The following is a 22526-nucleotide window of genomic DNA, read 5'->3' as shown; positions in this document are numbered from 1 at the left end:
CTTGCTTCGCAGTGCTCCTGACGAGCCCGAACGGCTCCGGCCGGCGATTGTGCGTGATCACCGGGGTCTTGCCGCAAGCCCGGGGGTCGGCTATACGTTGATAGTGGCGGGAGGTGTCACCGTTCGGGTGCCCGCCCGCGCCACCACCATGAGCGACGCCGCGACCAGCGCCATCCCGTACCAGAAGACGCTGGGCACGCCGAGCTGGTCGGCGAACAGGCCACCGATGAACGCGCCGAGCGCGATGGACGTGTTGTAGGCGAGGGTGTTGAGCGACATCGCGGCCTCGAACGTGTCCGGTGCGGCCGTCTGCGTCATGGTCAGCTGGCTCAGCTGCAGGGCACCGAACGACACGCCCCACAACGCCATCGCGGCGATGACGACGACGGGGTTGCCGCCGGCCGCGAGCAGCAGCACGAGCATGGCGACGAGTCCGGCGCCGGCGACGACGAAGGTCGCGCGGGCGTGCCGGGCCACCGTGAAGCCGGCCAGGAGGTTCCCGACCGCGCCGCCGATGCCGTAGATCATCAGCAGGACCATCACGAACGTCGGCCCGGCGGCCGATCCGCCCTCCAGGAACGGGCGGACGAACGTGTACGCACCGAAGTGGCCCAGCACGAACAGCACGACGACGGCCATCACGCGCCGCAGGGCCGCGTTGTCGACAGGCAGCCGGAACACCTCGCGCACCGGCACCGCGTTCTCCGACGGCAGGCTCGGGACGAGGACCGCGACGAGCAGGAGCACCACCGCGCTGAGCCCGCTCCAGACGCCGAACGTGGTCCGCCAGCCGGTGACGCTCTCGACGAAGGTGCCGAGCGGGATGCCGGCGACCGTGGCGATCGAGATGCCCGACATCACCACCGCGGCGGCCCGACCGGCCAGGTGGGCCGGCACCAGGCGCATCGCCATGCTCACGCCGACGGCCCAGAACGCGCCGTTGGCGAAGCCCATGACGAGCCGCGTGACCAGTACCAGCGGGTAGCTCGGGGCGATCGCGGTCACCAGGTTGCCGAGGGTCAGCACCGCCAGCATCGCCGTGAGCATCACGCGCCGGTCGATGCGGCGCGTCCACGCGACGACGAACGGGACGCCGAGGCCGGCCGAGATGCCGTAGAGGGTGACCATCAGGCCGGCCGCACCCACGGAGATGTCGAGGCTCGTGCTGACCGGGGTGAGCAGACCGACCGGCATCAGCTCGGTGGTGAGGAACACGAAGAGGCTGGCGGTGATGGCGGCGACGCCCAACCAGGGGCGCACCGACGAATGATTGTCTTCCATGGAAGACATAATTACTTTCCATGGAAGCTATAGTCAAGGCATGGCTGCTCCCACCGATCTCGACGGCGTCGATCGGATCGTCGCCCAGTGGCACCGCGAGCGACCCGACCTCGATCCGAGCGCGATGCACGTGATCGGCCGGATCAGCCGGCTGCACTGGGCGCTGGAGGAGCGGCTGCTGCGCGTGTTCGGCCGCTACGACCTGGGCCGCGGCGAGTTCGACGTGCTCGCCACCCTGCGCCGCGCCGGCGCGCCCTTCGAGCTGTCCGCGGGCGAGCTCGGGGAGTCGACCATGGTCACGTCGGGCGCGGTGAGCAAGCGCGTCGACCGGCTGGAGCGCGCCGGGCTCGTCACCCGGCGCGCCGCGGAGTCCGACGGGCGCGGCCGGCTGATCAGCCTCACCGAGCGCGGCCGCGCGCTCATCGACGAGGCCCTCGCCGAGCACACGCGCAACGAGACCCAGCTGGTCTCCGGCCTCACCACCGCCGAGCGCGACACCCTGGTCGACCTGCTGCGCAAGCTGGGCAGCACCCTGCCCGACTAGTGCACCCGCTCCCCCTGGCGGTTCAGCGGGCCCCGACGATGGCCCGGGCCTTGGCGCGGACGGTCTCCGCGGAGTCGCCCGGGCGGTAGACGGCCGTGCCCAGCCCGGCGCCCTCCGCCCCGGCCGCGAGCCAGTCGCGGAGGTTCGTGGCGTCGACGCCGCCGACCGGCAGCAGCTCGACGTCGGCCGGCAGGACGGCTCGCCACGCGCGCATCCCGTCGATCCCGACCGCGCCGGCGGGGAACAGCTTCAGACTGCGCGCGCCGGCTGCGATCGCGGTGAACGCCTCGCTCGGCGTCGCCACCCCCGGGTAGGAGCGCAGCCCGGCCGCGACCGTCGCGGCGATCACGGCGACGTCGGTGTTCGGCGACACGACGATCCGGCCGCCGGCCGCGCGCGTCCGTTCGACGTCGGCCGGGGTCAGCACGGTGCCGGCGCCGACGGGCACCGCGTCGCCGAGCGCCGCGACGAGCCGCTCGATCGAGGTGAACGGATCCGGCGAGTTCAGCGGCACCTCGATCGCGTCGATACCCTCCTCGACCAGCACCTGCCCCACGGCAACGACCTCGTCGGGCGTGATGCCGCGGAGGATGGCGATCAGTCCGGTCGGGCTCACGCGTGCTCCTCGTGCAGTGGTCCACGGTTGTCGGGCACCAGGCCGGACGCCAATGCGATCGTCCAGAGGCCGTGCACCACGACCTCCCCGTCCACCACCCGAGCGCGGACCCCGTGCGCCGCCAGTGCCGTGCGGTACCGCTCGGCCAGGTCGGACCCGCCGCACACCACGACCTCGTCGCCCGCTGCGTACCGCGGCAGGACGTGCCGCAGCTCGTCGGCGAGCAGGACACCGGACAGGTAGTCGGGCACGGCGGCCGGGGCGAGCAGGCCGTCGAGCACGAGCGCGCGGGTGCCGAACAGCTCCACCTGCAGTCCGCGGGACGTCGCGCCGGTGCCGAGCCCTCGGGCGAACGCCGCCGGGTCGGCAGCGCCGGCGGCGGCGGTGCGGCCGAGGATGCCGTGCTCCAGCTCGAGGGCGTACAGCTCACCCGTCACGGTCGTGGTGAAGTCGGTGACCAGCCCGTCCTCAACGCGGACCCACTTGGTGTGCGTGCCGGGCAGCACCACCGTGCGCGCCGCGGGCGCGGCGGACAGGACGCCGAGGACCTGCGTCTCCTCGCCGCGCAGCACGTCCCCCGGCGCATCGGCCGTCGACGGCACGCGCAGGCCCGGCACGAGGTGCACCGGCCCGGCCGGGTGCTCGACGGGCACGAGCCGGTCGGGCGCGGGCGCGGCCGGCACCGTCCGGTAGCCGGCGTCGGCCCAGCCCTGGGCGCTGCCGACCATGCCGCACGCGACCGCGGGCAGGCCCGGGTGCGCGGCGAGCCAGCTGCCGCACAGCGCGTCGTAGGCGGCGGCGTAGGCGCGCATCCGACCGTCCGCGTCGGCGGGGTGGATCCCGCTGGTGACGCGCAGGAGCCCGCAGTCCGCCGACCGCGCGTCGAGCACGCCGCCGGACCCGTCGAGCAGCCAGGCGCGCTGGCTGGTGGTGCCCCAGTCGAGGGCGACGAGCACGGGCACCGGTGTTCCCACGGCGCCAACTCTCGCATGATCCCTCGGCGTCGAGCCTCCGTCATGCGTCCCAGGTGACCGGGAGCTGCTTCACCCCGTAGATGTCCGCGACCTCCGGCCGCAGCGCCACCTCCTCGGCCGGGACGGCCAGACGCAACGTCGGGAAGCGCTGCAGCAGCGCGGGGAACGCGACCCGCATCTCGACGCGGGCCAGCTGCTGGCCGAGGCACTGGTGGATGCCGTGCCCGAACGCCAGGTGACCGCCCTCCTGGCGGTGCAGGTCCAGCGCGTGCGGGTCGCGGTTGGCGGTGTTGAGCGAGACGACGACCGTGCTGCCGGCCTCGACGGTCACCCCGCCGATCTCGACGTCCTCCAGCGCGACCCGCAGGAACGACTTCGCGACGGTCAGGTACCGCAGCAGCTCCTCGACGGCCCGGTCGGCGAGCGCCGGGTCGGCGCGCAGGGCGGCGAGCTGCTCGGGGTGGCGCAGCAGCGCGAACGTGCCCAGCGCGAGCATGTTGGTGGTGGTGTCGAGCCCGGCGGCGAGCAGGATCAGGCTGATCCCGCGCAGCTCCTCGTCGTCGAGATCGCTCGCGGTGAGATCGCTGAGCAGGTCGTCGGTCGGGTTCGCGCGCTTGGCGGCCACCAGCGTCGCGAGGTACTCCTGGGTCGCGCCGTACGCCGCGTACAGCTCCTCGTCGCTCGTCTCGCCGTTCATGAACTTGTCGACGTTCTCCGCGAACGCGTCCCGGTCCGCGTACGGCACGCCCAGCAGCTCGCAGATCATGACGGCCGGGATCGGCCTGGCGAACGCGGACACCAGGTCGACGTCCGGTCCGGGCCGCCTCCATGGCGTCGAGGTGCTCCGCCGTCACCTGCGCGACGCGCTCGGCCAGCATCCGCATCCGCCGCACCGTGAAGGTGCCGACCAGTGGCTTGCGGTAGCGGCTGTGCCGCGGCTCGTCCATCAGCAGGAACTCGCCGGGCGGCGCCGGCGGGACCTCGAGCTCGGTGCCGTAGTCGACGAACGGGTGGTGCCGCATGAGCTCCCTGCGCGAGCTGAACCGCTGGTCGGCCAGCACCGCGCGGGCCAGGTCGAACCCGGTGACCAGCCAGCCCGCGTGCCCGTCGGGGAACGTGAACCGGCTGATCGGGCCCTGCTCTCGTGCCTCGACCAGCTCCGCCGGCGGGTCGAACGGGCAGCCGGACCGACGGGCGGTCGGCATCGCCTGAAGCGTGTGGACGGTCTGGCTCATGGCAGTTCCTCATCTCACGTAGGTGCGCGAGCCATATTGGCATCATTATGATGCCAAATCAAGCCATTCTGATGCCACAACCACTTCATGCTGGCTCCACGCCGTCGGGGCTAGCTTCTGGCAGGTGCTCACCGATCGCCCCACGTGGACACGAGCGGTCGGTGAGTTCGCCGGTCTACTGCTCGTCGTCCTGCTGTTCAGCTGGCTGCACACGGCCGCAGGCCGTGGCGTCGCCGCCGCAGCCACCGCCAACGCCCAGGTGCTGCAGTCGATCGAGCGAACGCTCGGCCTGGACGTCGAGCCGGCCGCGAACCAGTGGCTGACCGCGCACCCGGCCCTCATCCAGCCGGCGGTGTACTACTACCGCCTCTACTACCTCGTCATCGTCGGCGTGCTCGTGTGGATCTTCGTCCGGCACCGGGACGTCTTCCCCGCCGTCCGCAACACCCTCGTAGCGATGGCCCTGCTCGCCCTGCCCGTCTTCTGGACGCTGCCGATGGCCCCGCCACGGCTCGCCCTGCCCGGGATCGTCGACGTCATCGCCGAGCACGACGTCGTGAACGGCCCGGCCACACGGGACCTCGACAGCGGCCACAACCTGTTCTCGGCGATGCCCAGCATGCACACGGCCTGGTCACTGTGGTGCGCGTACGCCGCGTGGCGCGCGCTGCGGACCACGCGTCCGCGGCTGGCGCTGCTGCCGTGGCTCTTCCCACTGGGCATGATCGCGGTGGTGCTGGGCACCGGCAACCACTACGTGCTCGACGTCGTGGGCAGCACGGTGCTGCTGGTCGCCAGCATCGGCGTCGCCCACCTCGTCGCGCGCAGGACTTCCCGCGAGGTCCCCGCTACGCCGTCATGACGGCAGGAAGACCGCGGTCGCCTCGTCGGCGAGTGCGGCCGAGCTCGGTGCGTCCGGGTCCGTCTGGGCCAGGTGCAGCAGCCCGAGGATGGCCGCATAGGCGACCCGCGCCCGGGACACCGCACGCTCCGGCGACAGGCCGAGCTCGCGGTAGGTGCGCGCCAGCAGGTCCAGCCGCGCCCGGTTGACCCGCTCGACCGCCGCGCGCACCCGGGGATCGTTGCGGTCGCCGAGCAGGCTCAGGTGCACCGACGGCGCGAGCGGCTGGACGGACTGCACGACGACCGCGAGCAGCTCGCGCAGCCGCCGCGCCGGATCGTCGATCGCGGCGTACGCGGTCAGCGCGGCCTCGCCGTGGCTGCGCGCCCACTCGTCGAGCGCGGCCGTGATCAGCTCGTCGCGGTTGCGGTAGTGCGCGTAGAAGCTGCCCTTCGTCACGCCGAGCGTCCTGGCCAGCGGTTCGACCGCGACCGCGGCCAGTCCTCCGCTCGCGATCGCCTGCATGGCGGCCCGGGCCCAGTCGCGGGCGGACAGCCGAGTCGACTCGGTCGGCACCGGCCGAGGATACGCCGGCGTATTGACCGGCCTGAACCTTCGCGGATACGGTGGCGTATCAATACGGTGGCGTATGAAAGGTTGGGCGCATGGAGCACGCTCCGGTACGTCGGGTCGTCACTGGGCACGACGCCGAAGGTCGAGCACGCGTGGTGGACGACGGCGGAGTCCCGGCCATCACGTCCGCTCTGCTGCCGGGCGCCGCGGCCTACCGGCTGTGGGGTCGGGACGAGCGACCCGCGTTCCCGGACGACGGGTCGCCGCGCAGCGCCGAGTCGTACTACCCGCCACCGGACGGCTCCCGGTTCATGATCAACCGGATTCCGCCGGGGGAGCTGGTGCCGGCACCAGGGGTCGACGTCGCCGCGGCGCTGGCCGAGCTGGACCAGCTCATGCCCGGCGCGATGGCGTGCAACGACCCCGACGAGCCCGGCATGCACACCACCGACAGCCTCGACTACGTGCTGGTAGTGAGCGGCGAGATCACGCTGGAGCTCGACGACGGCGAGAGCACGGTGCTGCGGGCCGGCGACGTCGTCGTCCAGAACGGCACCCGGCACGGGTGGCGCAACCACGGCACCGAGCCGTGCACGATCGTCGGCGTCGCCATCGGCGCGGATCGCATCGCCTAGCCGGTCCGGAGGCGTAGGCTGCCTTCGCCGCGCTCCCCCGCGGCCTCCGAGTGCTGCACGAGGACGGGGAGCGGGATGGCCTTCCGGGCGATGGACGCGGGCTGCGGTGGCGGCGACGTCGAATGCGATGCCCCGGTGACCGCGGTCGGGCTCTTCCTGGCCAGCACCGGCACCGTGTGGCAGAGCTTCGCGTGCGACGCGCACGCCCACCAGCTCGTCGCCGCGCGCGAGCTGCGGGCGCGCGACCGCGACAAGCTGCGCCGTCGCGAGGAGCTGGCGGCCGATCCGCGGATCGGGCGCCGCTACGCCGGCGAGCGGGACGGCCCGCTGGCCCGGGGCGCGGCCGCCACCGCGCTCGTCGCCGAGGCGGTGGAGTGGGGCAAGCGCCATCCGTTCAGGGGTGGGCGGCGCGCACCCGGTTGAGCCCTTCCGCCCGCCAACGGTCGCGGTCGGGCAGCTGGTCGTCCCGCCGCCACCGCCACGTCGCGAACAACGCCCAGCCGAGCGTCCGGCATTGGGCGAGCAGGTCGGGGTCGACGCCCGGGTAGTGCGCGCCCACCTCCTCGGGGGCGTGGGCGAGGTCGAACTCGACCGGCCCGCGGCAGCACGTCGCGAGGTCGATGAAGAGCGGTCCGTGCGTGGTGTCGATCAGGTTGCCGGGGTGCGGCTCGCCGTGCAGCAGGTCGCGAGGCCCGCCACCGAGCAGGGGGATCATCTCGCTGAGGGTGCTGTGGAGGAGCTCGCGGTCGGACTCGGGCAGGTCCGGGGTCTGCTCCCGGTCGGCCACCTCACGCAGCGCGCCGGCGACCCGATCGGTGACGTGCGGCGCGTCCAGCTCGATCCGGCGCAGTGCGGCGTGGTGACGCACGAGCGCGTCCGCGTAGCGGTCCGGCGCGATCCCGGTACCGGTGGGTGGGTAGTAGGTCCAGAACGAGATCACGAACCCGTCGCGCTCGTGAACGCGGGCCTCGACGCGCGGATCCAGCGCGCCCACCGGACCGCCGACCTCGGCGACCCGGCGGGCAACCTCCACCTCGAACTCCGCGCCGGCCCGGTGCGCGACGGGCGCGACCCGCGCCAGCGCGTCGCCGGGAGGAGGCGCAGCACCATCCGGTCGGAGTCGCTGACGACGACCACGTCCTCCACCCGGAGTCCGACGTCGGAGGCGACGGTCCGGGCCGCCGCCACGGCACGCCGGCCGTCCGCCAGCAACATGGCGCCCCCTCACGAGCTGATCCGCTGCAGGCGATCGTGCGGCGTGCTGCCGCCACGATCAAGGCGATACCTGCGGCGTGGTCTGGGCCAGCGCGATCCGCCACACGCCGTCGTCTTTGACGAGGACGAACGTCAGCGTGCCCGCGCGACCGTCGTTGACGTGCTTGATCAGGTGGGCCAACGCGACGTCCTCGCGCAGGAAGGTGACGTCGAGCAGCTCGTTCTTGGTGAGCACGTCCTTGAGCGGCGTGCCCAGCGCCTTCGCCATGGCCTCCTCGACCTGGTGCCGGCCGCGCAGCCGGATCCCGGCGAAGTTGACCAACGCCACGTCGTCGGTCAGCAGCCCGGTGAAGCCGGCCACGTCGTTCTGCAGCGCCTCCGCGTCCCGGACGACCCGCTCGATCGCCTCGACATCAGAGCTCATGTCACACCTCCTCGTTCCGGAGCGAATCGCTCCGCTAGGAACGACCATACCGGAGCGATTCGCTCCGCGAAGTGGTACGGTCTGTGGCGATGACAACACGGAGAGAGGTCGCCGAGCGGAACGACCGCACACTGCTGCAGGCCGCCCGCGATGTGCTCGCAGAGGACGGGGCGCACGCGTCCGTCGCCGCAATCGCGGCGAGGGCCGGCGTCGGCATCGGCAGCCTCTACCGCCGCTACCGGACGAAGGAAGAACTGTTCCAGCGGCTGACAATGATGTCGCTGAACCACTGGAACGAGGCGGCCGAGCAGGGCTTGGCGAACCCCGATCCGTGGGCGGGGCTGGCGGGGTTCATCCGGAGCTGTGTCGAGTTCGGGCAGGGCTCGCTGGCGCCCGTCGCCGGGACGATCGAGGTGACGGAGGAGATGAGCGCCGTGTCCCGCCGCGGCGACGACCTGCTGGACGAGCTGGTGCGCCGGGCGCACGAGGCGGGCGTCCTCCGCGCGGAGGCGACCGCGGTCGACATCTCGCTGCTGATCGAGCAGCTGGGCCGTTCACCGGTGATCGACCAGCTCCGCAAGCAGGGACGCGACGACCTGCTCCCCGCCGCGACCGAGGCCCGCCGCCGCCTCATCGCGATCGCGCTCGACGGCCTGCGGCCGGGCCACGCCCCACTGCCCGGCCAGGCGCCGGGGATGGAGCTCTTCGAGGGCCGCTGGTCGACCTAGCCCCACGAGGCGCCCACCGCCGACCCGACGACCACAGCGAGACAACACGGCAGCAAGTGATGCCGGGAGCGAAAGCCGAGAGTCTCGCCCGGGATGGGGGTCCGGGGGCGGAGCCCGCCGGCCGGGGGTGTGAGGGCTTGGCCCCCACAGAGATGGCGAGGACCGCCGCCGCCTCATCACGATCGCCCTCGACGGCCTGCGACCGGGCCACGCCCCACTGCCCGGCCAGGCGCCGGGCGCGGAGCCCTTCGCGGGCCGCTGGTCGACCTAGCCCCACGAGGCGCCCACCGCCGACCCGACGACCACAGCGAGACAACACGGCAGCAAGCGATGCCGAAGGCAAGCGAAGCGAAGCCGGAAGCGAAAGACGGAGGTCTCGACCGGAGGATGGGGGTCCGGGGGCGGAGCCCGCCGGCCGGGGCTGTGGGGGCTTGGCCCCCACAGAGATGGCGATGACCGATACATGGTCGACGAACTCCGTCGACATGGATCGGCCATCGGTCGAGCGCGCCCGAAGGGATTCGAACCCCTAACCTTCTGATCCGTAGTCAGATGCTCTATCCGTTGAGCTACGGGCGCTTGTTTGTTCAGTTGTCGTGCTGGGCGCCGCCATCGTACCGCGACGCCCTGCGCGGAGGCTCCGGGATTTGAACCCGGGATGGGGGGTTACCCCAAACCGCATTAGCAGTGCGGCGCCATAGACCAGACTAGGCGAAGCCTCCCCGGGGCCTCACGGCCGCCAGCGGTGTTCAGGATAGCCGAGGGTGTCGACGGGGTTGTCAGGACCCCCTGCGTGCCATGGCGAGGAAGGGGGCGAGGGCGTCGGGGTCGGCGAGGGCGCCCTTGCTGACGGCTTTGTCGGGGTCGGTACCTGCGAGGATCTTCTTGACGGGGACTTCGCACTTCTTGCCGTTGAGGGTGCGCGGCACCTTGTCGATGATCTCGAACCGGTCGGGCACGTGCCGCGGGGAGAGTTCGCTGCGCAGTGCTTTGCGCAGCTGCGGCTCGATGTCGGCGAGCTGGGCACCGGGGGCGAGCACGACGAAGCACAGGAGGGCGCCCTCGTCTGCCGCGCCGAGTTCGGTGGTGTCGATCACGAGGGAGTCGGCGACCTCGTCGAATCCTTCGACGACCGCGTAGAAGTCGGCGGTGCCCATGCGGACGCCGCCGCGGTTGAGGGTCGAGTCGCTGCGGCCGTAGATCACGAACGAGCCGCGGGGAGTGACGCGGACCCAGTCGCCGTGCCGCCACACGCCTTCGTAGTCGGCGAAGTAGGCCTCGTGGAGGCGGGTGCCGTCGTGGTCGTTCCAGAACGACACGGGCATCGACGGCATGGGGCGGGTGATGACGAGTTCGCCGACCTCGTCGACGATCTCGTTGCCGTGCTCGTCGTAGGCGACAACCGCGGCGCCGAGGGAGGCGCAGGAGATCTCGCCGAGCCAGACGGGCACGGTGGGGGCGGAGCCGACGAATGCGGCGCACACGTCGGTGCCGCCGGAGGTGGAGCAGATCTGGATGTGTTCGCCGACGGCGTCGGCGACCCAGCGGAAGCCTTCGACGGACAGCGGCGCCCCGGTGGAGCCGATGGCGCGCATCGCGGAGAGGTCGAACTGGTCGCGGGGGCGCATGCCGGCTTTGAGGCTGGCCTGGATGTAGGGGGCCGACACCCCGAAGACGGTGACGCGGTGCCGTTCGGCGAGGCGCCACAGCGCGCCCATGTCGGGGTGGCCGGGGTTGCCGTCGAACAGCACGACGGTGGCGCCGACGAGGAGGCCGCCGATGAGGAAGTTCCACATCATCCAGCCGGTGGTGGTGAACCAGAAGAACCGCTCGCCAGGGCCGAGCTCCAACTGCAGCGCCAACGCCTTGACGTGCTCCAGCACGATTCCGCCGTGGCTGTGCACGATGCCCTTGGGCAGCCCGGTGGTGCCCGAGGAGTAGAGCACCCAGAGCGGGTGGTCGAAGGGCACGGCCGCGAACTCGAGCGGGCCGGTGTCGGCGGTGAACTCCGCCCACGGAACGGTGCCGTCGAGCGTGGCGTCGGCGTCCAGATACGGGACGAGGACGGTGGCGCGCAGGCCGGGCAGCTGGGCGCGCAGCGTGTCGACGGTCGGGCGAATGTCGTAGCTCTTGCCGCCGTAGACGTAGCCGTCGACGGCGATGAGCACGGTCGGTTCGATCTGCGCGAACCGGTCGTGCACGGCACGCGCGCCGAAGTCCGGCGAGCAGGACGACCAGATGGCGCCGAGGCTGGCGGCGGCGAGGAAGGCGACGAGGGTCTCGATGGAGTTGGGGGCCAGCGCGACGACGCGGTCGCCGAGCCCGACGCCGTGGGCGACCAGTCCGGCGCGGGCGCGGGCGACGAGTTCGCGCAGCTCGCCGTGCGTGACGGTGCGGGTCAGCCCGTCCTCGCGCTCGAACTCGACGGCGACGTCGTCAGCGGCGCGGCCGGGACCGTCGGTGAGGGCGTGCTCGGCGTAGTTGAGGGTGCCGCCGGGGAACCAGTCCGCGCCGGGCATCCGGTCGTCGGCGAGCACCGCGCGGTAGGGCGTGCGGAACCGGACGCCGCAGAACTCGACGACCGCCGACCAGAACCCGTCCAGGTCGGCGACCGACCAGTCGTGCAGATCGGCGTAGTCCCGTGCGGTGACGCCGCGGTGCTCCGCCACCCACTCGGTGAAGGCGGCGAGCGGTCCGCGGTGTGCGGGGTCCGGTGTCCAGAGGATCTCGGGCTCTGCGCCGTCGGAGGCCATGCGCGACAGCATGCAAGGACGGCGCGCGGTGCGCCAGAGCGTCGGCCGTTATCGCAGGTGGGAGTCGAACCAGTTGAGGGTGCGCTGCCAGGCGTCGGCGGCCGACTCGGAGTCGACGTCGAAGCGGTGCCCGCTCGGCGGGTAGATCGCGACGTCGGTGACCATGTCCGATGTCGCCGCCGCTGCCCGCAGCCGGTCGATCTCGGGATCGACGCCGCCGTCCTCGTCCTCGCCGTAGATGCCCAGCCACGGGCAGGTCAGGCCCTGCGCCGCGGCGACCAGGGAGGTGACGCGGCCGGACGGGACGCCGGCACCGGTGTCGCCGACGGAGACGGCCGCGCCGAGCGTCCGCTTCGCGGCCACGAGCAGCGCGACGGAGCCGCCGAGGTCGAAGCCGATCACGCCCATGCGGTCGGCGTCGATGTCGTGTTCGCCGAGCCAGCCGAACGCGGTGTCGGTGTCGACGAGCACCTGGTCGCTGTCGAGCCGTTCCACCTGCTCGCGGACGGCGTCGTCGTCGCCGTCGAGCTCGTCGGCGCCGTCGCGGTGGTAGAGGTGCGGCGCAACGGCGAGCCAGCCCTCGCCGGCGAGGCCGTGCACGAGGCCGCGGACGGCGTCGGTCACGCCGCGGGCCTCGTGCAGCACGACGATGCCGCCACGGACCGCCCCGTCCGGTTCACCGACGGTGAGTCGGAGGGAGCTCCCGTCCACCAGGGGCACCGTCTGGGTGCGGATCTCGCTCATGCCTCCAGCGTGGCACGGACGGCGCGGCTCCACCGTGCGGGCGGACGTGTGAGATGGGCCGCCCTTCTAAGGTGATTCACATGAGCCTCATCCGCGCCGATCTCGACACCCTGCCCGCCTACGTTCCCGGCCGGACGGTGCCGGGGGCGATCAAGCTGGCGAGCAACGAGGTGGCGCTCCCGCCGGCCGCGGCGGTGCTGGACGCGATCGCGGCGGCCGCGCACGGCGGCAACCGCTACCCCGACCTCGCCGCGGTGAGCCTCACCGAGCGGTTGGCGCATTTCTGCGGGGTCGACGCCGAGCGGATCGCCGTCGGCTGCGGATCGGTCAGCCTGTGCCAGCAGCTGGTGAACTCGACGTGCCGGGAGACCACCGACGAAGTCGTCTTCGCGTGGCGGTCGTTCGAGGCGTACCCGATCGTCACGCAGATCGGCGGCGCGGTGCAGCGCACGGTGCCGCTGGACGGCGAGTTCCGCCATGACCTGGACGCGATGGCCGCGGCGGTCGGTCCGAACACCCGGCTGGTGTTCGTCTGCAGCCCCAACAACCCGACCGGGCCTGCGGTGACCGACGCCGAGTTCCGCCGCTTCCTCGCCGCCGTCGGGCCTGACGTCGTCGTGGCGCTGGACGAGGCGTACTTCGAGTTCGTCACCGACCCCGACGCCGTCAACGGGCGCACGCTGATCGACGAGCACCCGAACCTGGTGGTGCTGCGGACGTTCTCCAAGGCGTACCGGCTGGCCGGGTTCCGGGTCGGCTACGCGCTGGGTGCGCCGCCGGTGATCGAGGCGCTGCGGAAGGTGTGCGCACCGTTCAGCGTGAGCGTCCCTGCACAGGCCGCGGCGATCGCGTCGATCGACCACTCCGCCGAGCTCATGGCCGACCTCGCGCCCATCGTCGAGGAGCGGACCCGGGTACGGGAGGGCCTGCTCGCGGCCGGCTTCACGGTGCCGGTCACCCAGTCCAACTTCGTGTGGCTGGCGCTTGGCGACGCGGCCGCGCCGTTCGCGGCGCACTGCATGGACCACAAGGTCGTCGTGCGCCCGTTCGCTGGCGACGGGGTGCGCGTCACCGTCTCCCATTCGGAGGAGAACGACGCGTTCCTGGCTGCGGCACGCGCATTCGCGGGCTGACCTGCGGTTGAATGGACGCATGACCTATCCGCAGTACGGCGGTGAGCCCGTCGCGGCCACCACGCCGGAGGAACGCAACTGGGCACTGGCCGCGCACGTGGGCAGCATCGTGACCGCCTGGGTCGCGCTGGGCCTCGTCGCCCCGCTGATCGTGCTGCTGCTGAAGGGCAACGACTCGCCCTACATCCGGCGGCACGCGGTGGAGTCGCTGAACTTCCAGATCAACGCCCTGGTCTGGACGGTGCTCTGCTACGTGCTCATGTTCGTGCTGGTCGGCTTCGTGCTGATCGTCGTGTACGGGTTCTTCTGGCTGATCTGCGTGGTCGTCGCGACCGTGCGCGCCTCGCAGGGCGGCGAGTTCCGCTACCCGCTCACGGTGCGCATCATCTCCTGACCTACGACGCGGAACGGCCCGGTCCGACGGATGTCGGACCGGGCCGCCGGTCGATCACGGACTAGCGATTGACTCCGCGTCGTCCGTAGAGGTTGGCGGCGATGACAACGAGGATCGCCGCCACGATGATCTGGATGATGAACAGGATCCAGGGGATGCCGCCGCTGGCGTTCTGGTAGTTGAACAGGCCAGCGATGAACGTGCCGATGAAGGCTGCGACGATGCCCACGACGATCGTCAGCCAGATCGGGATGTTCTGCTTGCCGGGCACCACAAGTCGGCCGAGGACGCCGAGGACGATGCCCACGATGATGGCGGAGATGATTCCGGTGACAGTCACGCGACGCTCCGTTCTGAGGTGAGCCGTACGCCGGCGGCTCGGGTGCCCTCTGAGTACCACCGCAACCGACTGCTCACACGCTGCAAGCGGGGCAGATAGCGAAAGCGTTATCGAGCTGTCGTCACCCGTTCAGCCTAGCGTGATCCGCTCTCAGGCCTCGAGCACGTAGCCCTCGCCGCGCACCGTGCGGATGCGCTCCGATCCGATCTTGCGCCGCAGGTAGGAGATGTAGACCTGGACGAGGTTGGCCGACGCGGGTTCGGACCACACCTCGCGGGCCAGCCGCGCCGGCGCGACGACCTCCCCTGGGGTGTGCATCAGCGCCATGAGCAGGGCGTACTCGGTGGGCGACAGCGACACCGGGCGGCCGTCGACGGCGACCTCCCCGAACTCGGTGTCGACGGTGAGCTCTCCCTGGCGCAGCACCGACGTGTCGAGCTCGGGGCCGAGCCGCAGCCGGAACCGGATGCGGGCCGCGAGCTCGTCGACGGCGAACGGGCGCAGCACGTAGTCGTCGCGGTCGCCGCGCAGCTGCGCGAGCACCGCGGCGCGCCGTTCCCGCGGCGTGACCACCATGACGGGCACCTCGGGCGCCTCGACGTGCACGGTGGCCAGCAGGCCGACGGGATCGGGTCCGGGCAGTTCGACGTCGAGCACGACGAGGGCCGGATCGCCGTGGCGGACGGCGTCGAGCGCGGCGATGCCGTCACTGACGGGGCTGACGTTGACGCCTTCGGCGCGCAGGCTGCGCACCACGGACGCCGACGCGGCCGTCGCCGGGAGGGCGAGCAGAACACGGTCGTTGACGGAATCGTGCGGGGGCGCGAGCGCCCGGGGGCCGGCCGGGAAGGCCGACACCGGCGGGATCGCACCGCCGTGACGAGCAGCGGGGAGCATCGCCGTCATCCTCCCAGACCGCATCGGCGGGTAACAATCGGCTAACGAGGCGATGTAGCCCAGCAGGGTGACGTCGGCTACCGTCCGCTCGAGATCGCTGGGCTGAACGGAGGACACATCAGCGTTCAAACCCCGATTTCGCGCAATCCGGCGCTCCAGAACGACCGATCGGCGCGCGCCGGCCGACACAGGTCTCAGAGGCTGGCCGTGTCGGCGTCGCCCCTTCTAGGGTCGGCGGCCGTGCGACGGATGCGCTCCGCTGCGACGGCGCGGCGCCGGTGCGTCCGACCGGGTGGGGTGCCCCCTATCGATGGTGGCGCTTCACTTCCGGGCAAGATGCAGTTCATGAAGGCACGGTGATCACACCGGAGCGATCCACGAAGCTCCCGCCCCGTCCCGCCCGGCGCTCCCCACCGGGCGGGACGGCTTCGTTTCAGCCTCGATCAACGCGCCCGTTCAGTGCGGGCGCTTCGTGCGCGGTCGGCCGGTGCGGACCCCCGGCTGTCCCCACCCCGGCTGCGGCCCGACGTGCGACGGCCGGGACTGCTTCGCCTTGGCCCGCCGAGCGGCCCGGTTGAGGGGTGCCTCCACAGCCTCCTCGGCCTCCGGGGCAGCGGGATCGAGTTCGCCGGAGTCCTCGGGGAGCTCTGGTGTGTCGTTCATGGGGACCTCCGCGGACAGTGGGACCTCGGCGACGTTAGCCGAGCCCGGGTTCGTGCGATGACCGATTATCGTCCGAGGTCGCGAGGGACGGACTACCGCACCGGCGAGCGGATGAGCAACGTCGCCTGCACGTCGACGGTGCCGGCGGCGCGGTAGCCGTGGCGCACGTCGGCCGGCCACTCCGCGAACCCGCCGGCGGACACCCGCACCGGCCGGTCGAGCGGGCCTGCCACGAGCTCGCCGGCGAACACGACCACGCACTCCGTGACGCCGGCGTGGTGCGGCGGCGACTCCTGGCTGTCGCCCGCCGCCACGGTCAGCCGGAACAGCTCGTAGGTCACGTCGCTCTCGGTCCAGGTGCGCAGGTGCTCCGCCTGCGCGGCGGCACCGCGGATGAGCGGTCCGGGCGTCCCGGGCTCCGCGACGACGGCGGTCAGCGGCACCTGCAGCGCCGAGGCGACCGCGTAGAGCGTCTCGAGCGTCGGGTTGCGGGTGCCGGCCTCCAACCCGGACAGCGTGGCCTTGCCGATGCCAGCGCGGCGCGCCACCTCCGACAGCGACAGCCCCCGTTCCTTGCGCAGCGCCGTGACCCGCGGCCCGACCCCTGCGGGATCGGCGAGTGCCGCGAATGCGGTGGACGGCGGCTGTGGCACGTGGTTATGGTCTCATCCGTTCCGTAAACGGAACGGGAGGTCGGATGGAACGCGTGCTGCAGCCGGCGCTGGCCGGCGTCGTCTCCGCTGTCGTGGGATTCGCCGGGGCCTTCGCGGTGGTGCTCACCGGGCTGCAGGCGGTCGGTGCCGACCCGGGACGGGCGGCGTCCGGGCTGCTCGCGGTCAGCATCGCGAGTGGCGTCGTGGCGGTCGTGCTCGGACTGCGCTGGCGGATCCCGGTGGTCATCGCGTGGTCCACCCCGGGTGCGGCGCTGCTGGTGGCCGCCGGTCCGCAGCCGGGCGGGTTCGCCGCGGCCGTCGGGGCGTTCCTGCTGTGCGGCGCGCTGATCGTCGTGACCGGGTTGATCGCCCCGCTGGGCCGGCTCGTCGCCGCGATCCCCGGCCACCTCGCCGCCGCGATGCTCGCCGGGGTGCTGCTGCCGCTGTGCCTCGCGCCGGTCCAGGCACTGGCGCAGGTGCCGCTGCTGGCCGCGCCGGTGATCGTCGTGTGGGCGCTGGTCGCGCGGTTCGCCCGCCCGTGGGCGGTGCCGGCGGCGCTGGTCGTGGCGATCGCCGGGATCCTGTGGACGGGTGGTCTGCCCGCCGGCGCCGCAGTGGCACCGGCGTTCGTGTGGACCACCCCGTCGTTCGACCCGGCCACCCTCGTCGGCCTCGGGCTGCCGCTGTTCGTCGTGACGATGGTCTCGCAGAACGTCACCGGCATGGCCGTGCTCGCCCAGTACGGGTTCCGGCCGCCGTGGCGGACCGTGCTGCTCGCCACCGGCGCCGGCACGATCGCCGGCGCGCCGGTCGGCGGGCACGCGGTCAACCTGGCCGCGATCAGCGCCGCCCTCGCCGCGGGCCCCGACGCCGGGCCCGCCGAGCAGCGCTGGATCGCCTCGGTCACCAACGGTGTGGTGCTCGCCGTGCTGGGCTTCACCGCGGGCGTCGCCACAGCGGTGTTCGCCGCGTCGCCGCCGGTGCTGCTGGAGGCCGTGGCCGGGCTGGCCCTGCTCGGCGCGCTGGCGTCGTCGATCGCCTCCGCCGTCGCCGAACCGGACGGGCGCGAGGCGGCCGCCGTCACGTTCGTGGTGACGGCGGCGGGTGTGGGCTTCCTCGGGCTGGGTGCGGCCTTCTGGGGCCTGGTGGCCGGAGTGGCGATGACCCTCCTGCACCGCCGCCGGGCTCAGCCGGCCAACCCCCGCCGGGTGAGCAGCGGACCGATCTCCGGGTCGCGGCCGCGGAACGCCCGGTAGGCCGCCATCGGGTCGACGGCGCCACCGCGCGAGAGCAGCTCGCGCCGGAAGATGTCGCCGCTCGCACGCAGGTCGTCGCCGCGCTCGCCGAACCATTCGACGGTGTCGGCGTCGAGCACCTCGCTCCAGATGTAGGAGTAGTAGGCGGCGCTGTAACCGCCGCCGAAGATGTGCTGGAAGTAGGTGCTGCGGTAGCGCGGCGGCGCGGTCGGCTCGGCGACGCCGGCCGCGGCGATCGCGGCGGCCTCGAACGCCTCCACGTCGTCGACGGCCGCGTCGGTCCCCAACCGGTGCCACGCCTGGTCGAGCAGCGCGGCGGCCAGGTACTCGGTGGTCGCGAAGCCCTCCCCGAACCGGCGGGCCGCCGCCAGCTTCTCGACGACCTCGGTGGGCAGCGGCTCACCCGTCTCGTGGTGGACGGCGTAGTGCGGCAGGACCGCGGGGTGGTCCAGCCACATCTCGTTGACCTGGGACGGGAACTCGACGAAGTCGCGGGGCACCGACGTGCCGGTGAACGTCGGGTACCGGACGTCGGAGAACAAGCCGTGCAGGGCGTGCCCGAACTCGTGGAACAGCGTGCGCACGTTCTCCAGCGTGAGCAGGGTCGGCTCGCCGGCTGGCGGCTGCGGCACGTTGAGCGTGTTGAGCACGACGGGTCGGGTGCCGCGCAGGTGCGACTGCGTGACGAACGAGTTCATCCACGCCCCGCCCCGCTTCGAGTCGCGCGCGTAGGGGTCGAGGATGTAGAGCCCGAGCGGGCCCGACTCGTCGGCGACGTCGAAGATGCGCTGGTCGGGGTGGTAGAGCGGCAGGTCGTGCCGCTCGGCGAACGTGACGCCGTAGAGCAGCCCGGCTGCGCGGAAAACGCCGTCGTGCAGCACCCGTTCCAGCTCGAAGTACGGGCGCAGCGCCTCGGTGTCGACGGCGAAGCGCTCGCGGCGCACCCGCTCGGCGTGGAACGCGCGGTCCGCGGCCGTGATCGCGTAGCCCGCCTCCGTCGACAGGTCCGACGCCTCCGCGCGCGCGTTCGCCGCAGCGACCGGCGCGAGCTTGCCCAGCATCGCGTCGATGTTCTCGACGGACTCCGCGGTGAACGGCTCCACCACCCAGGCGGCGTGGTGCGGGTAGCCGAGCAGCGCCGCCCGCTCTGCCCGCAGCGCCACCGTGCGCAGGACGAGCTCGCGGGTGTCGTGCGCGTTGCCGCGCAGCCCGCGCGACACCGACGCCTCGTGCACCCGGGCCCGCAGCTCGCGGTCGGTGAGCGAGGCCAGCACCGGCTGGCCGGTGGGCAGCACCAGCGTGATCAGGTAGCCGTCCAGGCCGCGGTCGGCGGCCGACTTCGCCGCGGCGGCGATCGCGTCGGCCGACAGCCCGTCCAGCTGCGCGACGTCGCTGACGTGCACCGCCGAGTCGTTCGCCTCGGCCAGCAGGCGGTTGCCGAACTCCGTCGTCAACGCCGAGAGCTCCGCGTTCAGCTCGCGCAGCCGGTCCTGCTGCTCGGGTGCCAGCTGCGCGCCGGCCCGCACCCCGTCGCGGTGGTAGCGCTCGAGGAGCCGCAACGACTCGGCGTCCAGGTCCAGGGTCTCGCGAACATCGTGCAACGCCGCGATGCGGGCGAACAGCGCCGGGTCGAGCCGGATCGCGTCGCTGTGCGCGGCCAGCTGCGGCGCGATCTCCGCCTCGATCTCCCGCAGCCCCGGCGTGCTCGTCGACGAGACGAGGGTGAAGAACACCGACGACACCCGGCGCAGCGTCTCGCCGGACCGCTCCAGCGCCTCGACGGTGTTCGCGAACGTCGGCGGCGCCGGGTCGGACGTGATGGCGTCGACCTCGGCCCGTTGCTCGGCCATGCCGGCGGCGAAGGCGGGGAGGTAGTGCTCCTCGCGGATCGCGGAGAAGTCGGGGTAGCCGTACGGGAGCGGGCTGGGCACGAGGAACGGGTTGCTCACGGGCTCAGGGTAGGCACGTACGGTGCGCTGGTGGGGGATGCGCACATCCGGGTCGGTGTCGCCGCGCTCGTGCCCGACGGGGAACGGCTGCTGGTGCTGCGCCGCGCCGGCGCGCACGGGGCCGGGACGTGGGGGTTGCCGGGCGGGCACCAGGAGTTCGGCGAGTCGCCGGAGCAGACGGCGGTGCGCGAGGTGGCCGAGGAGACCGGGCTGCACGTCGTCCCGGTCGCGCGGCGCGGGTTCACCGACGACCCGATGCCGGAGATCGGCCGCCACTACGTCACGTTGTTCGTGGAGTGCGAGGTGGTGGCTGGCGAGGCGCGGATCGTCGAGCCGGACAAGGCCACGTCACTGGCCTGGTGCACGCCCGACGAGCTGCGTGGGCGTGAGCTGTTCGCGCCCCTGCGCCGCTGGCTGGACCTCGACGCGGGTTGAGGCGGCAGACTCGCGCCGTGGACGTCGACGCCTACCTCGCCCGGATCGGCTCCCATCGCGGCGCCACGCTCGCCGAGCTGCACTCGGCGCACGCGCGCACCGTCCCGTTCGAGGACTACGACATCCACCTCGGCATCCCGATCTCGTTCGACCTCGACGACCTGACCGACAAGATCGTGCGCCGGCGGCGCGGCGGCTTCTGCTACGAGCTGAACGGCCTGTTCGCCGCGCTGCTGGGCGAGCTGGGACACGACGTGACGCTGCTGTCCGCGTTCGACGGCGCCGACGCCGAGCCGGCCGAGTTCGACCACATGCGCCTGCTCGTCGCCACATCGGACGGGCCGGTGCTCGCCGACGTCGGGCAGGGCGGGCGCTGGGAGCTCCCGCTGCCGCTGCGGGAGGGCGAGCACGGCACGCGGATGGTCGGGCGCGACGGCGAGCGCTGGTTCACCGCGAACCGGTCCGGTGAGGGGTGGCAGCGCGACTGGACGTTCACGCTCGTCCCGCGGACGTTCGCCGAGTACGTGCCGCGCTGCCGGTTCCAGGAGCACGATCCCGCGTCGCACTTCCGGGCGCACCGGGTCGCCGCGATGGTCGTCGACGGCGGGCGGATCGCGCTGGACAACGGCGTGTTCAAGGAGACCGGCCGCCCCGACCGCACGCTCTCGGTGGCGGAGGAGCGCACGGTGCTGGCGGAACGGTTCGGCATCGTCCTCCCCCGCGGTTGGGAGTGACCTCACACAGCGCGCGGCCACCGCACACACTGCCCAACCTGTGTGCGGTGGCCGCAACCTGTGTGACGTCGCTCGGTCACCCCAGCAGGTCGGCCGCCTTCTCGCCGATCGCCACCGCCGTCGCCGCCGTGCCGCGGCGCGGGACCGTGGGCAGCACCGACGTGTCGGCGACGCGCAGGCCGGCGATGCCGAGCACGCGCAGCTCCGCGTCGACGACCTGGCCGATCGCCGCGGTGCCGCACAGGTGCACCGCCGTGGTGAGGTGGGCGGCGATCCAGCCGTCGAGGCGGCGGTCCACGCCGAGGACGTCGCCGTCGGGGGCCGTGCGGGTGCCGAGGCCCGCGCGCAGCAGCTCGGCCGCCGTGCGCACGGCGTGCCGCATCCGCCGCCGGTCGCTCTCCAGGCCCAGGTAGCGGTACTCGATCCGCGGCGCTCCCGACACGTCGAGGGTGAGCTCGCCGCGGCCGTCGGGGCGGCCGAGCGCGCACATCAGGTGCAGGTCCCCGCCGGGCTCGAACGGGCGCACGAACTGCAGCACCCACACGTCGCCCGCGGGATCGGCGCCCGAGTCGAGGTCCAACGCGACCTGCGCGCCGGGCGCGTGCGGGTGCGCCGGCGGGTCGGTGTCGCGCATCGGCAGGAAGACGGCCGGGTGGTCGGTGAAGCCCTGCCCGACGGGCAGCTCGTGCGCGCCGGTCGGTCCGATGCCCGAACGCAGCAGCAGCTGCGGCGTGGCGACGGCGCCGGCCGCGAGCACCACCTCCCCTGCCTCCACCACCTCGCCGCCGGCCAGCTCCACCCCGACGGCACGGTCCCCGCGCAGCAGCACCCGCTCGACGAGCGCGCCGGTGCGCACCCGCACGTCCGGCCCCAGGTAGGCGGTGGCGGCGTCGACGCGCACGCCGTCGACGCTGTTGCTCGGCACGGGGCCGGCACCGGGTGGGCCGCCGGCGTTCCGGTCCGGCTCGGCGGGGTGACCGAGCCGGTCCGCCGCGGCCAGGAACCGGTCCACCGTCGGGTGCCGCAGCGCGCCGGACGGGCGGCGGACGGGCACCGGCCCGGCGTCCCCGTGCACCGGACTGGACACGTCGAGGTCGTGCTCGGCGCGCCGGAAGTACGGGAGCAGCTCCGCGAACGTCCAGCCGGGCACGCCCCACCCGTCCGCATCGGCCGGCACGGCCCGGGTCCAGACCGCCCCGTTGATCGCGGTCGAGCCGCCGAGCCCGCGGCCGCGCGGCACGATCGCGGGGGTGCCGGCGCGCAGCAGGGTCGGGTAGGCCCAGTTCCACGGGTGGTCCGGCGCGGTCGCGGCGAACGACGCGACGTCGAGCACCTCCGGCGGGCGTTCGCGACCACCGGCCTCCAGCAGGAGCACGTCGGCGCCGCGGCTGGTCAGCCGGCCGGCGAGCGCGCAACCGGCCGCCCCGGCGCCCACCACGACGATCTCCGCCACGGACGGCGAACCTACGCGCTGACGTCGCAGCGTGGCCGACGCACCACCGGTTGACA

24 protein-coding genes, 2 tRNA genes and 1 pseudogene are annotated in these 22526 nt (G+C 72.9%); 10 read left to right on the top strand and 17 right to left on the bottom strand.

Annotated features, from left to right (window positions below):
- Positions 1-90: 90 nt before the first annotated feature.
- The gene (locus ACQEVB_RS08335) at positions 91-1260 is read right to left on the bottom strand and encodes an MFS transporter (RefSeq protein WP_432967090.1); all 1170 of its coding nucleotides are present in this window, start codon (positions 1258-1260) and stop codon (positions 91-93) included.
- 61 nt (positions 1261-1321) lie between these two features.
- Between ACQEVB_RS08335 and ACQEVB_RS08330 the strand changes: the two genes are divergently transcribed.
- The gene (locus ACQEVB_RS08330) at positions 1322-1825 is read left to right on the top strand and encodes a MarR family winged helix-turn-helix transcriptional regulator (RefSeq protein ID WP_432967088.1); all 504 of its coding nucleotides are present in this window, start codon (positions 1322-1324) and stop codon (positions 1823-1825) included.
- 22 nt (positions 1826-1847) lie between these two features.
- On the opposite strand, the gene ACQEVB_RS08325 is transcribed toward ACQEVB_RS08330, so the two are convergent.
- The 3 genes and pseudogenes from ACQEVB_RS08325 to ACQEVB_RS08315 all read right to left on the bottom strand — a co-directional run bounded on the left by ACQEVB_RS08325 (position 1848) and on the right by ACQEVB_RS08315 (position 4650).
- Positions 1848-2441, bottom strand: a complete 594-nt coding sequence (locus tag ACQEVB_RS08325; protein ID WP_432967086.1) for a 2-dehydro-3-deoxy-6-phosphogalactonate aldolase — start codon at positions 2439-2441, stop codon at positions 1848-1850.
- Complete coding sequence (locus ACQEVB_RS08320; RefSeq protein WP_432967084.1) at positions 2438-3415, bottom strand: 2-dehydro-3-deoxygalactonokinase; 978 nt, start codon at positions 3413-3415, stop codon at positions 2438-2440. Before ACQEVB_RS08320 ends, ACQEVB_RS08325 begins: the two co-directional genes overlap by 4 nt.
- A gap of 40 nt (positions 3416-3455) precedes the next feature.
- Positions 3456-4650: pseudogene (locus ACQEVB_RS08315) on the bottom strand (cytochrome P450).
- A gap of 124 nt (positions 4651-4774) precedes the next feature.
- On the opposite strand from ACQEVB_RS08315, the gene ACQEVB_RS08310 reads away from it, so the two are divergent.
- A complete protein-coding gene (locus ACQEVB_RS08310) occupies positions 4775-5512 on the top strand; it encodes a phosphatase PAP2 family protein (RefSeq protein WP_432967082.1) in 738 nt (245 codons plus the stop codon).
- On the opposite strand, the gene ACQEVB_RS08305 is transcribed toward ACQEVB_RS08310, so the two are convergent.
- Positions 5507-6067 carry a TetR/AcrR family transcriptional regulator gene (locus tag ACQEVB_RS08305; RefSeq protein WP_432967080.1) on the bottom strand — a complete coding sequence of 187 codons (561 nt, stop codon included), beginning with the start codon at positions 6065-6067 and terminating at the stop codon, positions 5507-5509. The two genes, ACQEVB_RS08310 and ACQEVB_RS08305, sit on opposite strands and share 6 nt — an antisense overlap.
- Positions 6068-6216: 149 nt before the next feature.
- Here ACQEVB_RS08305 and ACQEVB_RS08300 point away from each other — a divergent pair, with 149 nt between their 5' ends.
- Complete coding sequence (locus tag ACQEVB_RS08300; RefSeq protein ID WP_432967078.1) at positions 6217-6699, top strand: cupin domain-containing protein; 483 nt, start codon at positions 6217-6219, stop codon at positions 6697-6699.
- 75 nt (positions 6700-6774) lie between these two features.
- The gene (locus tag ACQEVB_RS08295) at positions 6775-7122 is read left to right on the top strand and encodes a hypothetical protein (protein WP_432967076.1); all 348 of its coding nucleotides are present in this window, start codon (positions 6775-6777) and stop codon (positions 7120-7122) included.
- Here ACQEVB_RS08295 and ACQEVB_RS08290 read toward each other — a convergent pair.
- Both ACQEVB_RS08290 and ACQEVB_RS08285 read right to left on the bottom strand, forming a co-directional pair.
- Positions 7094-7732, bottom strand: a complete 639-nt coding sequence (locus ACQEVB_RS08290) for a phosphotransferase (RefSeq protein WP_432967074.1) — start codon at positions 7730-7732, stop codon at positions 7094-7096. The two genes, ACQEVB_RS08295 and ACQEVB_RS08290, sit on opposite strands and share 29 nt — an antisense overlap.
- Before the next feature lie 240 nt (positions 7733-7972).
- Positions 7973-8338, bottom strand: coding sequence for an SgcJ/EcaC family oxidoreductase (locus tag ACQEVB_RS08285; RefSeq protein WP_432967072.1), 366 nt, complete (start codon positions 8336-8338; stop codon positions 7973-7975).
- An 89-nt stretch (positions 8339-8427) separates the two neighbouring features.
- Here ACQEVB_RS08285 and ACQEVB_RS08280 point away from each other — a divergent pair, with 89 nt between their 5' ends.
- Positions 8428-9066, top strand: a complete 639-nt coding sequence (locus ACQEVB_RS08280; protein WP_432967070.1) for a TetR/AcrR family transcriptional regulator — start codon at positions 8428-8430, stop codon at positions 9064-9066.
- Positions 9067-9572: 506 nt separating this feature from the next.
- On the opposite strand, the gene ACQEVB_RS08275 is transcribed toward ACQEVB_RS08280, so the two are convergent.
- The 4 genes from ACQEVB_RS08275 to ACQEVB_RS08260 form a co-directional block, all read right to left on the bottom strand.
- Positions 9573-9645: transfer RNA gene (locus ACQEVB_RS08275), tRNA-Arg, on the bottom strand.
- Positions 9646-9698: 53 nt separating this feature from the next.
- A tRNA-Ser gene (locus tag ACQEVB_RS08270) sits at positions 9699-9788 on the bottom strand.
- 57 nt (positions 9789-9845) lie between these two features.
- The gene (locus ACQEVB_RS08265; protein ID WP_432967068.1) at positions 9846-11819 is read right to left on the bottom strand and encodes an acetoacetate--CoA ligase; all 1974 of its coding nucleotides are present in this window, start codon (positions 11817-11819) and stop codon (positions 9846-9848) included.
- Between the two features lie 48 nt (positions 11820-11867).
- Complete coding sequence (locus tag ACQEVB_RS08260) at positions 11868-12563, bottom strand: dienelactone hydrolase family protein (protein ID WP_432967066.1); 696 nt, start codon at positions 12561-12563, stop codon at positions 11868-11870.
- 80 nt (positions 12564-12643) lie between these two features.
- On the opposite strand from ACQEVB_RS08260, the gene hisC reads away from it, so the two are divergent.
- A complete protein-coding gene (hisC, locus tag ACQEVB_RS08255) occupies positions 12644-13696 on the top strand; it encodes a histidinol-phosphate transaminase (protein WP_432967064.1) in 1053 nt (350 codons plus the stop codon).
- Positions 13697-13715: 19 nt separating this feature from the next.
- Entirely contained in the window at positions 13716-14090 is a 375-nt protein-coding gene (locus tag ACQEVB_RS08250) for a DUF4870 domain-containing protein (RefSeq protein ID WP_432967062.1), read from the top strand.
- 61 nt (positions 14091-14151) lie between these two features.
- Here ACQEVB_RS08250 and ACQEVB_RS08245 read toward each other — a convergent pair whose 3' ends face one another.
- From ACQEVB_RS08245 to ACQEVB_RS08230, 4 genes are all read right to left on the bottom strand, one after another.
- Complete coding sequence (locus ACQEVB_RS08245) at positions 14152-14430, bottom strand: GlsB/YeaQ/YmgE family stress response membrane protein (protein WP_432967060.1); 279 nt, start codon at positions 14428-14430, stop codon at positions 14152-14154.
- A gap of 150 nt (positions 14431-14580) precedes the next feature.
- Positions 14581-15336 (bottom strand): response regulator transcription factor, encoded by a 756-nt coding sequence (locus tag ACQEVB_RS08240; protein WP_432967058.1) that lies wholly within the window; start codon positions 15334-15336, stop codon positions 14581-14583.
- 447 nt (positions 15337-15783) lie between these two features.
- Positions 15784-15990: a hypothetical protein gene (locus tag ACQEVB_RS08235; RefSeq protein ID WP_432967056.1), complete on the bottom strand. Its 207-nt coding sequence runs from the start codon at positions 15988-15990 to the stop codon at positions 15784-15786.
- A 92-nt stretch (positions 15991-16082) separates the two neighbouring features.
- Positions 16083-16643, bottom strand: a complete 561-nt coding sequence (locus tag ACQEVB_RS08230) for a helix-turn-helix domain-containing protein (protein WP_432967054.1) — start codon at positions 16641-16643, stop codon at positions 16083-16085.
- Between the two features lie 44 nt (positions 16644-16687).
- On the opposite strand from ACQEVB_RS08230, the gene ACQEVB_RS08225 reads away from it, so the two are divergent.
- Entirely contained in the window at positions 16688-17899 is a 1212-nt protein-coding gene (locus tag ACQEVB_RS08225; RefSeq protein ID WP_432967052.1) for a benzoate/H(+) symporter BenE family transporter, read from the top strand.
- On the opposite strand, the gene ACQEVB_RS08220 is transcribed toward ACQEVB_RS08225, so the two are convergent.
- The gene (locus ACQEVB_RS08220) at positions 17830-19848 is read right to left on the bottom strand and encodes a M3 family metallopeptidase (protein ID WP_432967050.1); all 2019 of its coding nucleotides are present in this window, start codon (positions 19846-19848) and stop codon (positions 17830-17832) included. The two genes, ACQEVB_RS08225 and ACQEVB_RS08220, sit on opposite strands and share 70 nt — an antisense overlap.
- Before the next feature lie 30 nt (positions 19849-19878).
- Here ACQEVB_RS08220 and ACQEVB_RS08215 point away from each other — a divergent pair, with 30 nt between their 5' ends.
- A complete protein-coding gene (locus tag ACQEVB_RS08215; RefSeq protein ID WP_432967048.1) occupies positions 19879-20283 on the top strand; it encodes a nucleotide triphosphate diphosphatase NUDT15 in 405 nt (134 codons plus the stop codon).
- Positions 20284-20300: 17 nt separating this feature from the next.
- Positions 20301-21017 (top strand): arylamine N-acetyltransferase family protein, encoded by a 717-nt coding sequence (locus ACQEVB_RS08210; protein ID WP_432967046.1) that lies wholly within the window; start codon positions 20301-20303, stop codon positions 21015-21017.
- 76 nt (positions 21018-21093) lie between these two features.
- Here ACQEVB_RS08210 and ACQEVB_RS08205 read toward each other — a convergent pair whose 3' ends face one another.
- Entirely contained in the window at positions 21094-22470 is a 1377-nt protein-coding gene (locus ACQEVB_RS08205) for a GMC family oxidoreductase (protein ID WP_432967044.1), read from the bottom strand.
- Positions 22471-22526: the final 56 nt, after the last annotated feature.

Origin of the sequence: Pseudonocardia sp. CA-107938 (genome assembly GCF_050936315.1) — a bacterium.
GTDB lineage: Bacteria > Actinomycetota > Actinomycetes > Mycobacteriales > Pseudonocardiaceae > Pseudonocardia.
The sequence above is the reverse complement of the archived record's forward strand: the minus strand, read 5'-3'. Positions and strand labels throughout refer to the sequence as shown.

Bases quoted from the DNA above. Each gene is read 5' to 3' on its own strand.
- ACQEVB_RS08330 (WP_432967088.1), top strand. From the start codon at position 1,322: ATGGCTGCTCCCACCGATCTCGACGGCGTCGATCGGATCGTCGCCCAG.
- ACQEVB_RS08295 (WP_432967076.1), top strand. From the start codon at position 6,775: ATGGCCTTCCGGGCGATGGACGCGGGCTGCGGTGGCGGCGACGTCGAA.
- ACQEVB_RS08285 (WP_432967072.1), bottom strand. From the start codon at position 8,338: ATGAGCTCTGATGTCGAGGCGATCGAGCGGGTCGTCCGGGACGCGGAG.
- ACQEVB_RS08280 (WP_432967070.1), top strand. From the start codon at position 8,428: ATGACAACACGGAGAGAGGTCGCCGAGCGGAACGACCGCACACTGCTG.
- ACQEVB_RS08265 (WP_432967068.1), bottom strand. From the start codon at position 11,819: ATGGCCTCCGACGGCGCAGAGCCCGAGATCCTCTGGACACCGGACCCC.
- ACQEVB_RS08260 (WP_432967066.1), bottom strand. From the start codon at position 12,563: ATGAGCGAGATCCGCACCCAGACGGTGCCCCTGGTGGACGGGAGCTCC.
- hisC (WP_432967064.1), top strand. From the start codon at position 12,644: ATGAGCCTCATCCGCGCCGATCTCGACACCCTGCCCGCCTACGTTCCC.
- ACQEVB_RS08250 (WP_432967062.1), top strand. From the start codon at position 13,716: ATGACCTATCCGCAGTACGGCGGTGAGCCCGTCGCGGCCACCACGCCG.
- ACQEVB_RS08240 (WP_432967058.1), bottom strand. From the start codon at position 15,336: ATGACGGCGATGCTCCCCGCTGCTCGTCACGGCGGTGCGATCCCGCCG.
- ACQEVB_RS08235 (WP_432967056.1), bottom strand. From the start codon at position 15,990: ATGAACGACACACCAGAGCTCCCCGAGGACTCCGGCGAACTCGATCCC.
- ACQEVB_RS08225 (WP_432967052.1), top strand. From the start codon at position 16,688: ATGGAACGCGTGCTGCAGCCGGCGCTGGCCGGCGTCGTCTCCGCTGTC.